At 70.1% G+C, this 11,776-nt stretch carries 11 protein-coding genes and 1 tRNA gene; 6 read left to right on the forward strand and 6 right to left on the reverse strand.

Annotated elements, in window-relative coordinates; translation table 11 throughout:
- Window positions 1-65: 65 nt before the first annotated feature.
- The 3 genes from ACIGDI_RS37660 to ACIGDI_RS37670 are packed head-to-tail and all read right to left on the reverse strand — an operon-like array spanning window position 66 to window position 3,659.
- Window positions 66-1,004, reverse strand: a complete 939-nt coding sequence (locus tag ACIGDI_RS37660) for a MerR family transcriptional regulator (protein WP_399906571.1) — start codon at window positions 1,002-1,004, stop codon at window positions 66-68.
- A 55-nt stretch (window positions 1,005-1,059) separates the two neighbouring features.
- Window positions 1,060-2,820: an SDR family oxidoreductase gene (locus ACIGDI_RS37665; protein WP_399906573.1), complete on the reverse strand. Its 1,761-nt coding sequence runs from the start codon at window positions 2,818-2,820 to the stop codon at window positions 1,060-1,062.
- Window positions 2,817-3,659: a M24 family metallopeptidase gene (locus ACIGDI_RS37670; RefSeq protein WP_399906575.1), complete on the reverse strand. Its 843-nt coding sequence runs from the start codon at window positions 3,657-3,659 to the stop codon at window positions 2,817-2,819. The genes ACIGDI_RS37665 and ACIGDI_RS37670 overlap by 4 nt, the downstream gene beginning before the upstream one ends.
- Window positions 3,660-3,908: 249 nt before the next feature.
- On the opposite strand from ACIGDI_RS37670, the gene ACIGDI_RS37675 reads away from it, so the two are divergent.
- The 6 genes from ACIGDI_RS37675 (at window position 3,909) to ACIGDI_RS37700 (ending at window position 8,056) form a co-directional block, all read left to right on the forward strand.
- Window positions 3,909-4,871, forward strand: a complete 963-nt coding sequence (locus ACIGDI_RS37675) for an ABC transporter ATP-binding protein (RefSeq protein ID WP_399906758.1) — start codon at window positions 3,909-3,911, stop codon at window positions 4,869-4,871.
- Entirely contained in the window at window positions 4,861-5,769 is a 909-nt protein-coding gene (locus ACIGDI_RS37680) for an ABC transporter permease (protein WP_399906577.1), read from the forward strand. Before ACIGDI_RS37675 ends, ACIGDI_RS37680 begins: the two co-directional genes overlap by 11 nt.
- Window positions 5,766-6,677 (forward strand): ABC transporter ATP-binding protein, encoded by a 912-nt coding sequence (locus tag ACIGDI_RS37685; RefSeq protein WP_142153486.1) that lies wholly within the window; start codon window positions 5,766-5,768, stop codon window positions 6,675-6,677. The genes ACIGDI_RS37680 and ACIGDI_RS37685 overlap by 4 nt, the downstream gene beginning before the upstream one ends.
- 10 nt (window positions 6,678-6,687) lie before the next feature.
- Window positions 6,688-7,407 (forward strand): ABC transporter permease, encoded by a 720-nt coding sequence (locus ACIGDI_RS37690; RefSeq protein WP_142153484.1) that lies wholly within the window; start codon window positions 6,688-6,690, stop codon window positions 7,405-7,407.
- 80 nt (window positions 7,408-7,487) lie between these two features.
- Window positions 7,488-7,688, forward strand: coding sequence for a hypothetical protein (locus ACIGDI_RS37695; protein ID WP_200701798.1), 201 nt, complete (start codon window positions 7,488-7,490; stop codon window positions 7,686-7,688).
- 280 nt (window positions 7,689-7,968) lie between these two features.
- Window positions 7,969-8,056 (forward strand) — tRNA-Ser (locus ACIGDI_RS37700).
- A gap of 67 nt (window positions 8,057-8,123) precedes the next feature.
- Here ACIGDI_RS37700 and ACIGDI_RS37705 read toward each other — a convergent pair.
- From ACIGDI_RS37705 to pheA, 3 genes are all read right to left on the reverse strand, one after another.
- Window positions 8,124-8,924 (reverse strand): HAD family hydrolase, encoded by an 801-nt coding sequence (locus ACIGDI_RS37705; protein ID WP_200701799.1) that lies wholly within the window; start codon window positions 8,922-8,924, stop codon window positions 8,124-8,126.
- Complete coding sequence (serS, locus tag ACIGDI_RS37710) at window positions 8,921-10,198, reverse strand: serine--tRNA ligase (RefSeq protein WP_399906580.1); 1,278 nt, start codon at window positions 10,196-10,198, stop codon at window positions 8,921-8,923. Before serS ends, ACIGDI_RS37705 begins: the two co-directional genes overlap by 4 nt.
- Before the next feature lie 624 nt (window positions 10,199-10,822).
- Entirely contained in the window at window positions 10,823-11,755 is a 933-nt protein-coding gene (gene pheA / locus ACIGDI_RS37715) for a prephenate dehydratase (protein ID WP_399906581.1), read from the reverse strand.
- Between the last annotated feature and the right edge of the window lie 21 nt (window positions 11,756-11,776).

The raw sequence follows: 11,776 nt of genomic DNA on the forward strand, positions 1-11,776 counted from the left end.
GATCCACAACCAACTGTAGTTATCCACAGGCTACTTGACGATTCTGTGGACAACTCGACTACATGTCAGCCCTGTTCGTCAAGATCACCAGGGGGCCGCCCCCTTGACGTGAGCGCGTCCAACTCCCTTGCCCGCACCTCCCGTTCGGCCGCCAGCGCCACGAACTCCGCGACCCGCCCGGCCCCAACCAGCCTCTCCACGGCGTTGATCGTCTCCTCCGGCAGGGCCACGGAGCGTGACACCGGAGGCGCCTGAGGCGTCTCCGCCGCGCCGAGCTGCCGGCGCAGCTGCCGTATCGCCAACAACCGCATGGCCCGGGCCAGTTCCGCGTCCACCGTCTGCTGCGCCAGTGGCCGCAGTCGCCGTACGAGTGAGGCCGCTTCGGCAGCGTCCGCCTCGGTCGGACGGTGCGGTCCCTGGAGGTAGCGCGCGAAGACGTGCTCGGTGGCGAACTCCAGGAAACGAGCGGCGATGTGCTCGACCTGGCCTCTCAACTCCCGCAGGTGACCGGCGATCGCGGACAGCGGTACCCCGGCGCCGTGCAACTCGGCTGCCACGGCGAGCTCTTGGGGGCTCGGCACGAGGAAGGAGTCGGCGTCGCCGGGTACCGGCTCCAGCACTCCGAGCTCCACGGCGTCGGCGACGGCCTCGTCGTCGGGGGCGCCGCCGAACCGCTCGTCGAGTTCGGCGCGCGAGATCCGTACCGCCTCCTCGTCGGTCCATGGACCGTCCACCTCGGCGACCAGCCCGAGCACTCCGCCGAGGCCCCGGCCGGCGTCCCATGCCTCCAGCAGCTCCTTGATGGAGGCCAGGCCGTAGCCGCGGTCGAGGAGGTCGGCGATCTGGCGCAGGCGGGCCAGATGGGCGTCGGAGTAGAGGTTGGCGCGGCCGCGGCGCTCGGGGCGGGGGAGCAGGCCGCGGTCCTGGTAGGCGCGGATGGTGCGGACGCTGGCGCCGCTGACGTGCGCCAGGTCCTCGATCCGGTAGACGGCCGGCTCGTTCACGGGGCCGCCCTGGGGGGCGGGTGGGGGTTGACCCCGCGGGAGGTGCCGGCGCCGCTCACAGCGGGGGTTCCAGTCGGGCGATCGCCCGCAGCGCGCGCGGGGTGAAGCGGGACATGAGGTGGGCGCCGCGGGCCTCGGGCGTGACCGGTACGACCGCCTGGTTGCGTACGACCGCGCGCAGGATCGCGTCGGCCACCTTCTCCGGCGGGTAGTTCCGCAGGCCGTACAGCCGGGCCGTCCGCTTCTGCCGCCGCTTCTCCTCTTCGGCGTCCACGCCGGCGAAGCGCGCGGTCGAGGTGATGTTGGTGTTCACGAAGCCGGGGCAGATCGCGCTCACGCCGATTCCCTGACCGGCCAGTTCGGCGCGCAGGCACTCGCTGAGCATGAGCACGGCCGCCTTGGAGGTGCTGTAGGCGGGCAGTGCCCTGGAGGGCTGGTAGGCCGCCGCGGACGCGGTGTTGACGATGTGGCCGCCCTGTCCGCGCTCGGCCATCTGCCTGCCGAAGAGTCGGCAGCCGTGGATGACGCCCCACAGGTTGACGTCGAGGACCTTCTTCCAGTCCTCCGGGGTGGTGTCGAAGAAGGAACCGCCCAGGCCGATCCCGGCGTTGTTCACCAGCACGTCGAGTACGCCGTACTGGGTGGTGACCTTGTCGGCGAGTTTCTCCATGGCCTGCTCGTCGGAGACGTCGACGGTCTCCGCCCACGCCTCGGGGGCGCCGATCAGACGGGACAGCTCGGCGGTGCGGACGGCGGCCTCGGCGTCCCGGTCGACGGCGATCACGCGCGCTCCGGCCTCGGCGAAGGCGAACGCCGTGGCCCGTCCGATGCCGCTGCCCGCGCCGGTGACCAGGACGAGCTGTCCGCCGAAGCGGTCGGCGTACTTGCCGGTGGGCTTCACGGTCTCGGGCCTTCCGTCCTCGACCGACCGCACGAACTCGGTGATCCAGGTGGCCAGTTGGTCGGGCCGGGTGCGGGGTATCCAGTGCTTGGCCGGGAGGGTGCGGCGGGTGAGCCGCGGGACCCAGCGGTCCAGGTCGTCGTAGAGCCGCTCGGACAGGAAGGCGTCGTCGAGGGGCGTGATGAGCTGCACGGGCGCGTGTGCGTGTGCGTCGGGACGCGGGCGGCGCAGCCGGGCGCGGACGTTGTCGCGGTACAGCCACGCCCCGTGTGCCGCGTCCCGGGGGAGCGAGGAGGTCGGATAGTCGCCGGCGGGGAGCTTCTCGACGCGTTGCAGGATGCGCGGCCAGCGCTTGCCGAGGGGGCCGCGCCAGGCCAGTTCGGGCAGCACGGGCGTGTGCAGGGCGTACACGTACCAGGACTTGGCGCCCTGGCCGAGGAGCTGGCCGACACGGCGCGGGGTGGGCTTCCTCAGGCGCTGGTCGATCCAGTGGCCGAAGTGGTCCAGACAGGGCCCGGACATGGAGGTGAAGGAGGCGATGCGGCCCTCGGTGCGGCCCACGGTGACGAACTCCCAGGACTGCACCGAGCCCCAGTCGTGCCCGACGAGGTGCACGGGCCGGTCCGGGCTGACCGCGTCGATCACGGCCAGGAAGTCGTCCGTGAGCTTCTCCAGGGTGAAGCCGCCGCGCAGCGGCTTCGGGGCCGTGGAGCGGCCGTGTCCCCGGACGTCGTACAGGACGACGTGGAAGTGCTCCGCGAGCCGGCCGGCGACCTCGGACCACACCTCCTTGCTGTCCGGGTAGCCGTGCACCAGCACCACCGTCGGCTGTCCGGTGTCGCCCAGCTCGGCGACGCACAGCTCGATGCCGCCGGTCCGTATCCGGCGCTCCCGCGCACCCTTGAGCACTGTCACTTCTCCTTTGCCCAGCGCCGCACGTGCGGCAGGTCGTCGTCCAGCCAGAAGGCGCTCTCCTCGGGGTCCCTGGAGTCGGTGACGACGAGGATCTCCTCGAACTTCGCGCCCGTGCCCCGGAATCCGAGGTGGGGTTCGACCGCCCACAGGCCCGGCTGCGGCGGGTGGTCGGAGAAGCGGTACGGCGACCACAGCGGTGACCAGCCCTCGCGGTGGCCGTGCAGCGCGTCGCTCGCGAGCCCTTTCAGGGACTGCGCGCCGAACCCGAACAGGTGGGGCGAGAAGCGGCGTTGCTTCACCCGGTCCACCTTGTGGGCGATGACCCCGAAGGGGTAGGCGCGGTGCCGGTTGGCGTAGCCCTGCCGGACCATGAGGCGGTCAACGTCCTCGTAGACGGTCCGCAGCGGGCGTCGCTCGCGCACCTCGCGCAGGATCAGCTCGCGGTGCGCCTCCAGGTCGGCGATGAGCCTGTCCTGCACCGGGTTGGCGCCGAGCGAGCCGGAGTAGCCGATGTCCGCGGTGCAGCCCTCGTACACGGGGGCCATGTCGAGGATGAAGGGCATCCCCGGCTCCAGGCGGCGGTCGGTCGGGAAGAACTGGAGCGGGATGCGGAAGTTCACGAACGCTGTGCGGTCCCCGAACCAGGCGAAGGGGAGGTGGAACCAGTCCCGCACGCCTCGCTCGCGCAGCCACTCCCGCTGCATGCGGGCCGCCTCGCGTTCGGTCACCCCCGGTCGCAGCCGGGCGGCGACCGCCTCGGCGCACTCGTAGGCGAGGCGCTGCACCTGCCTGAACCCGCGCAGCCGTGCGGAGAGTTCACCTGCCAATGCCGTCGTCATGCCACCGCCCACTCCGGTCCGCCGTAGCGGTACGTGCCCGTAACTTGACACTGGCGAATGTGACAGTTGTTAGAGGCTGCGTCAATAGGCGGGCTCGGGCCTGTGGACAACTCCGCGTGGTGTGTCACTGTGCGTAGCTCTCAGGTAGGGGGTTCCCCTACGGTCCCGTACGTCTGGAGGCTGAGGCGAAGACAGCTCTGCGGTCTGACGTACACCGTGGCCCACATCACTATCGTCGAAGCCGTGACTGTGATCGCGACCGAAAGCCTGAGCAAGCGGTTCCCCCGGGTGACCGCGCTTGACCGGCTCTCCGTCGACGTCGGAGCCGGTGTGACCGGGCTCGTCGGCGCCAACGGAGCCGGCAAGTCCACACTGATCAAGATCCTGCTGGGTCTGTCCCCCGCCTCCGAGGGCCGTGCCGAAGTGCTCGGGCTCGACGTCGCGACCAAGGGCGCGGCCATCCGTGAGCGGGTCGGCTACATGCCGGAGCACGACTGCCTGCCGCCGGACGTCTCGGCGACCGAGTTCGTCGTCCACATGGCCCGGATGTCCGGACTGCCGCCGACCGCCGCCCGTGAGCGCACGGCGGACACGCTGCGTCACGTCGGTCTGTACGAGGAGCGCTACCGTCCCATCGGCGGCTACTCGACCGGCATGAAGCAGCGCGTGAAGCTCGCGCAGGCCCTCGTCCACGACCCGCAGCTGGTCTTCCTGGACGAGCCGACCAACGGCCTGGACCCCGTCGGCCGTGACGAGATGCTCGGGCTGATCCGTCGCATCCACACGGACTTCGGCATCTCGGTCCTGGTCACCTCCCACCTGCTGGGCGAACTGGAGCGCACCTGCGACCACGTCGTGATCATCGACGGCGGCAAGCTCCTGCGCTCCAGCTCCACCACGGACTTCACCCAGACCACGACCACCATCGCCGTCGAGGTCACCGACACCGACGAGCATCCGGACGGCACGGGCGCGATGCGCGAGGCGCTCCACGCGCGCGGGGTGACCGTCGAGGCGGGCAGCGGCCTGCCGGGCGCCGGACACATCCTGCTGCTGACCGCGCAGGGCGAGGAGACCTACGACCTCGTGCGGGACGTCGTCGCCGACCTGGGTCTCGGCCTGGTTCGCATGGAGCAGCGCCGGCACCACATCTCGGAGGTCTTCACCAGCGACGAAGAGCAGCGGAAGGAGGCGGCCGTCCATGGCGGTTGATCAGCCCATGCCGACCACGCCGGGTGACCAGACCCGCATCCACAACATCGGCTACCGCAACTACGACGGCCCCCGTCTGGGCCGTTCCTACGCCACCCGCTCCCTGTACTCGCAGTCCCTGCGCGGCTCCTACGGCCTCGGACGCTCCATCAAGTCCAAGGTCCTGCCGATGCTGCTGTTCGTGGTGATGTGCGTGCCCGCGGCCATCATGGTCGCCGTCGCGGTCGCCACCAAGGCCAAGGACCTGCCGGTCGACTACACGCGCTACGCGATCATCATGCAGGCCGTCATCAGCCTGTACGTCGCCTCGCAGGCGCCCCAGTCGGTCTCGCGGGACCTGCGTTTCAAGACCGTGCCGCTGTACTTCTCCCGGCCGATCGAGACCGCCGACTACGTCCGCGCCAAGTACGCGGCGCTGGCCTCCGCGCTGTTCGTGCTGACCGCGGCCCCGCTGATCGTGCTCTACGTGGGCGCGCTGCTGGCCAAGCTCGACTTCGCCGACCAGACCAAGGGATTCGGGCAGGGACTGGTCTCCGTGGCGCTGCTCTCGCTGCTCTTCGCCGGCATCGGCCTGGTCATCGCCTCGGTGACCCCGCGCCGCGGCTTCGGCATCGCCGCCGTGATCGCCGTGCTGACCATCTCCTACGGCGCGGTCTCCACGCTGCAGGCCATCGCCGACGCGCAGGGCAGCTCGGGCGCCGTCCCCTGGATCGGCCTGTTCTCGCCCGTCACGCTCATCGACGGGGTCCAGTCGGCCTTCCTCGGCGCGAGCTCGGCGTTCCCGGGCGAGGTCGGTCCCACGCACGGCGAGGGCGCGGTGTACGTCCTGGTCGTCCTGGGCCTGATCGCCGCCGCCTACGGCCTCCTGCTGCGCCGCTACAAGAAGGTGGGACTGTGACCACGCTCAGCATCGACCACGTCTCCCGCTGGTTCGGCAACGTGGTCGCCGTCAACGACATCACCATGACCATCGGCCCCGGCGTCACCGGCCTGCTCGGCCCGAACGGCGCGGGGAAGTCCACCCTGATCAACATGATGGGAGGCTTCCTGGCCCCCTCCACCGGCACCGTCACCCTCGACGGACAGCAGGTGTGGCGCAACGAGGCGATCTACAAGCACATCGGCGTCGTCCCCGAGCGCGAGGCGATGTACGACTTCCTCACCGGCCGCGAATTCGTCGTCGCCAACGCCGAGTTGCACGGCCTGGGCGCCAAGGCGGCCCAGAAGGCGCTGGCCACGGTCGAGATGGAGTACGCGCAGGACCGCAAGATCTCCACGTACTCCAAGGGCATGCGGCAGCGCGTGAAGATGGCCTCCGCCCTGGTCCACGACCCCTCGCTGCTCCTGCTCGACGAGCCCTTCAACGGCATGGACCCGCGCCAGCGCATGCAGCTCATGGACCTGCTGCGCCGCATGGGCGACGAGGGCCGCACGGTGCTGTTCTCGTCCCACATCCTCGAGGAGGTCGAGCAGCTCGCCTGGCACATCGAGGTGGTCGTGGCCGGCCGGCACGCGGCCAGCGGCGACTTCCGCAAGATCCGCCGTCTGATGACCGACCGCCCGCACCGCTACCTGGTGCGCTCCAGCGACGACCGTGCCCTCGCGGCCGCGCTGATCGCCGACCCGTCGACGTCCGGTATCGAAGTCGACCTCGCCGAGGGCGCGTTGCGCATCCAGGCCGTCGACTTCGGCCGATTCACAGCACTGTTGCCCCGGGTCGCCCGCGACCACGGCATCCGGCTGCTGACGGTCTCGCCGTCCGACGAGTCCCTCGAGTCCGTGTTCTCGTATCTGGTCGCGGCGTAGGAGGCCGAAGATGTACGACCCCACAGTCGCCCGACTCACCTACCGGGCTCTGCTCGGCCGTCGCCGGGCCCTCATCCTGGGCGCGCTGCCGCTGCTGCTGATCGTGATCTCCGTGATCGTGCGCGGTCTCGTCGGAGCCGACGACCAGACGGCGAAGGACCTGCTGGGCAGTCTCGCGCTGGCCACGATGGTGCCGATCATCGGTGTCATCGCCGGGACCGGCGCGATCGGCCCGGAGATCGACGACGGCTCGGTGGTGTACCTGCTGTCCAAGCCGATCAAACGGCCGACGATCATCTTCACCAAGCTGATCGTGGCGATCGCCGTGACCATGGTCTTCTCTGCGCTGCCGACGCTGATCGCCGGCTTCATCCTCAACGGCAACGGCCAGCAGATCGCCGTCGCCTACACGGTGGCCGCCCTGGTGTCGTCCATCGCGTACGCGGCGCTGTTCCTGCTGCTGGGCACGGTGTCCCGGCACGCGGTCGTGTTCGGTCTCGTCTACGCGCTGGTCTGGGAGGCCCTGTTCGGCTCCCTGGTGCCCGGTGCGCGCACCCTCAGCGTCCAGCAGTGGTCGCTGGCCGTCGCCCACAAGGTGGCCGGCGGTGACCTGGTGACCTCGGACGTCGGGCTGACCACGGCGACGGTGTTCCTGGTCGCGGTGACGGTCCTGGCCACCTGGTACGCGGGACAGAAGCTGCGCTCGCTGACGCTGGCGGGTGAGGAGTAGGCGTCGCCTTTGCTGACGGGGACTTCACCCCTGTCCGGGCACACTGGGCAAAAGGGAAGGCCGGGCTGAGAGGAATGGGGATGGCAGACGACTGGGACGACATGGTCCTGGACGAGGACTTCATCCGGTCCGCCGGCACGACCGAGCCCTCAGCCCGCGCCCGTATGCTCGCCGCCCGCTGGCGCGCCGAGGAGCCCGAGCCACAGCCGTGGCGCTCCGACGAGCCGCCGGCGGGCTGGTTCTTCAGCAAGGCCCGTCGCCGCAAGTGGCGGCGCAGATAGCGGGATCCACGGCCCCTTTTAATCAGTGGCGCCCAACTCGTCGTACAGGCACGATGGTTGTGTCCACACCGCCGGAAACCGTGCGCAGGTACGGCGACTTCGGCGCCACGTTCTGGGAGAGGAGCCGGGCGATGTCCATGCACGACAGTACGTCCAGCTCCCGTCAGGGCAGTCCGGTGAGGACTCCGGTGTAGTTACCCCACCGTCGAGTCACCCCCAGGAACTGTCCGGGGCGGCCGCTTCGAGCACGCGATGTCGCTCTCGCGTGGGCCGCCCACCCGGAGGATTGGCCGAGTGGTAAGGCACTGGCTTGCTAAGCCAAGGTCGGGCCTGGAAAGCCCGCGCACGTTCGATCCGTGCATCCTCCGCAGATACCGTGCATCCCCGCACAAGGCGACTGACAGCGACTGATAGCGGCTGCCGGCCGCTGTCGGCTCAGCCCAGCAAGCGCTCCAGCACCACAGCGATGCCGTCCTCCTCGTTGGAGGCCGTCACCTCGTCCGCCACGGCCTTCAGCTCCTGGTGCGCGTTGGCCATCGCCACGCCCCGAGCAGCCCACGCGAACATCGGGATGTCGTTCGGCATGTCGCCGAAGGCGATGGTCTGCGCCGCCTTCACACCGAGCCTGCGTGCCGCCAGGGACAGCCCCGTCGCCTTCGACAGGCCGAGCGGCAGCAGTTCCACGATGCCCGCGCCCGCCATGGCGACCGTGACGAAGCCGCCCGCGGCCCGGCGGGCAGCTTCGGCCAGTTCGTCGTCGGTGAGCGTCGGATGCTGTATGTAGATCTTGTTCAGCGGGGCGGCCCACAGATCCGCCGCGTCCGTGAAGGGAACGGCGGGCAGAGAGCCGGTGACGGCGTATCCCGGCCCCACGAGCACGTCGCCGTCCAGCCCGTCCCGGCTCGCCGCCAGGTGCAGCGGACCGACCTCCGCCTCGATCTTGGCCAGCGCGACGCCCGCCAGCTGCCGGTCCAGGGTCACGGACGTCAGCAGGCGGTGCTCCTTGGCGTCGTAGACCTGGGCGCCCTGGCCGCAGACGGCGAGTCCGTCGTAGCCGAGGTCGTCGAGGATGTGCCGCGTCCACGGCGCTCCGCGGCCGGTGACGACGATGTGCGCGGCGCCCGCCGCGGTGGCCGCGGCGAGGGCGTCACGGGTGCGGCGCGAGACCGACTCGTCGGAGCGCAGCAGCGTTCCGTCGAGGTCGGTCGCGACCAGGCGGTAGGGGAAGTCGGTCACTTGGCGACCGGCTCCAGGACCTCCCGGCCGCCCAGGTACGGGCGCAGCACGGGCGGCACGTACACGGAGCCGTCGGCCTGCTGGTGGTTCTCCAGGATCGCCACGATCGTGCGCGGTACGGCGCACAGCGTGCCGTTGAGCGTCGCCAGCGGCTTGACCTGCTTGCCGTCACGGAAGCGGATCGACAGGCGGCGGGACTGGAACTCGGTGCAGTCCGAGGTCGACGTCAGCTCGCGGTACTTGCCCTGCGTCGGGATCCACGCCTCGCAGTCGAACTTGCGGGCTGCCGAGGCGCCGAGGTCGGCGGAGGCCACGTCGATGACGCGGAACGGCAGCTCCAGCGAGCTCAGCCACTGCTTCTCCCACTGCAGCAGCCGCCGGTGCTCCGCCTCGGAGTCCTCGGGGGCGACATAGGAGAACATCTCCACCTTGTCGAACTGGTGGACGCGGAAGATGCCTCGAGTGTCCTTGCCGTGCGAGCCGGCCTCGCGGCGGAAGCACGGCGAGAAGCCGGCGTAGCGCAGCGGCAGGCGGTCGGCGTCGAGGATCTCGTCCATGTGGTACGCGGCGAGAGGGACCTCGGAGGTGCCGACCAGGTAGAGGTCGTCGTTGTCGAGGTGGTAGACGTCCTGGGCCGCCTGGCCGAGGAAGCCCGTGCCCGCCATCGACTGGGGGCGGACCAGGGCGGGGGTCAGCATCGGCGTGAAGCCGGCCGCCGTGGCCTGGGCGATCGCGGCGTTGACCAGCGCGAGCTCCAGCAGGGCGCCGACGCCGGTGAGGAAGTAGAAGCGGGAGCCGGAGACCTTGGCGCCGCGCTCGACGTCGATCGCGCCGAGGAGCGTGCCGAGCTCCAGGTGGTCCTTGGGCTCGAAGCCCTCGGCGCCGAAGTCGCGGATCGTGCCGTGCGTCTCGAGGGTGACGAAGTCCTCCTCGCCGCCGACGGGCACGTCGGGGTGGACGAGGTTGCCGAGCTGGAGCAGCAGCTCCTGGGTCTCGGCGTCGGCCGCGTCGCGCTCGGCGTCGGCGGCCTTGACGTCGGCGGCGAGCTGGCTGGCCTTCTTCAGCAGCTCGGCCTTCTCGTCACCCGCCGCCTTGGGGATCAGCTTGCCGAGCTGCTTCTGCTCGGCACGCAGTTCGTCGAAGCGGACGCCGGAGGACCTGCGCCGCTCGTCGGCAGACAGGAGGGAGTCGACGAGCGCGACGTCCTCTCCACGGGCGCGCTGGGACGCGCGCACACGGTCGGGGTCCTCACGGAGCAGGCGAAGGTCAATCACGCGGTCAAGGCTACCGGTGCGGGGAGACGCCTTACGACTCCATTCCCCTCGGTTCCGAATCGCGTCTTACGTTGGGTTACGCGGCAATTGCGAGGTGTGTCAATAAAAGGCGTCCCACTCCCTGGGACGGGTCAGGTGACAGGCGCCTGGTTGACCCGATTCCCTTGTGCGGTACGGGACTTGGGCTGCGGTTGTCCACAGCGGTCCACACCCTCCGCAGAGTTATCCACAGGCTGTGTGGATGATCTGTGGATTTCGGAATTGATCACTCCGAAACGCGGCCGTGAACCGGAGGATTCCCAGGACAAACCTCGTCTACCCGCACTTTCGAGTGGAAACCGGTCGCCCCAAAGGATTGCGCAAGGGAAAAGAGTGGACGAAGGGTGATGTGCGCGGCGGTGAACCCGGGAGCGATCCGGAGGCCGATTTGTCGACCGACCGGCACGTTCTTGTCGACTTGTCCCCAGGTCGAGAAGCCCACCTGTGGATAACTCCTGTGGATAACGAAAATCTGCAGGTAAGACCGCGGTCGAGCCGAGTGAGCCACTCGGAACCGGCCGTCGGCACCGCCCGTCGGACCGCCCGCCGGAACCGCCCGTCGGCACCGCCCGTCGGCACCGGTCGTCAGAACCGGCCGTCCTGGCAGCGCGCCACCCAGTCGGACGCCGCCACGAACTCCTCGTCCGACGTCCCGAGCCGCGGTGCGCTCACGTCCTCGACGCCCGCGTCGGCCCGAGGGTAGGAGCCCAGGAACCGCACCTCCAGGCAGATCCGCTTGAGCCCCATCAGCGCCTCGGCCACCCGGCGGTCGGAGATGTGGCCCTCGGCGTCGATGCAGAAGCAGTAGTTGCCGATGCCCGCGCCGGTCGGCCGGGACTGCAGGAGCATGAGGTTGATGCCGCGGGTGGCGAACTCGCCCAGCAGATCGCGCAGGCCACCGGGATGGTCGTCGCGCTGCCACAGCACCACGGACGTCTTGTCCGCGCCGGTCGGCGCCGCGGGCCGGGCGGGCCGGCCGACGAGCACGAAACGGGTCTGCGCGTTCTCGGCGTCGTGGATGCCGGTCTCCAGGGCCCGCAGACCGTAGCGGGCGGCGGCGAACTCGCCCGCGAAGGCGGCGTCGTACTGCCCCTCCTGGACCAGGCGGGCGGCGTCCGCGTTCGAGGCGGCCGACTCCCAGTGGGCGTCCGGGAGGTTGTTCCTGAGCCAGTTGCGCACCTGCGGCTGGGCGGCCGGGTGGGCGGAGACCGTCTTGATGTCGGACAGCTCGGTGCCCGGCCTGACCAGCAGCGCGAACGTGATCGACAGCAGCACCTCGCGGTAGATCATCAGCGGCGCGCCCGCGACCAGCTCGTCGAGGGTGGTGGTGATCCCGCCCTCGACGGAGTTCTCGATCGGCACGAACGCGGCCTCGGCCTCGCCGACGCGGACCGCGTCGAGGGCGGACTGCACGGACACGTACGGGATCAGCTCCCGCGTGGCCGCCTCGGGAAGCGTGCGCAGGGCGACTTCGGTGAAGGTGCCCTCGGGGCCGAGATAGGCGTAGCTCGCTGGCATGCCCTCACCCTAATGGCCCCA

This window comes from Streptomyces sp. NPDC085900, assembly GCF_044540925.1.
Taxonomy (GTDB): Bacteria; Actinomycetota; Actinomycetes; order Streptomycetales; family Streptomycetaceae; genus Streptomyces; species Streptomyces gilvifuscus.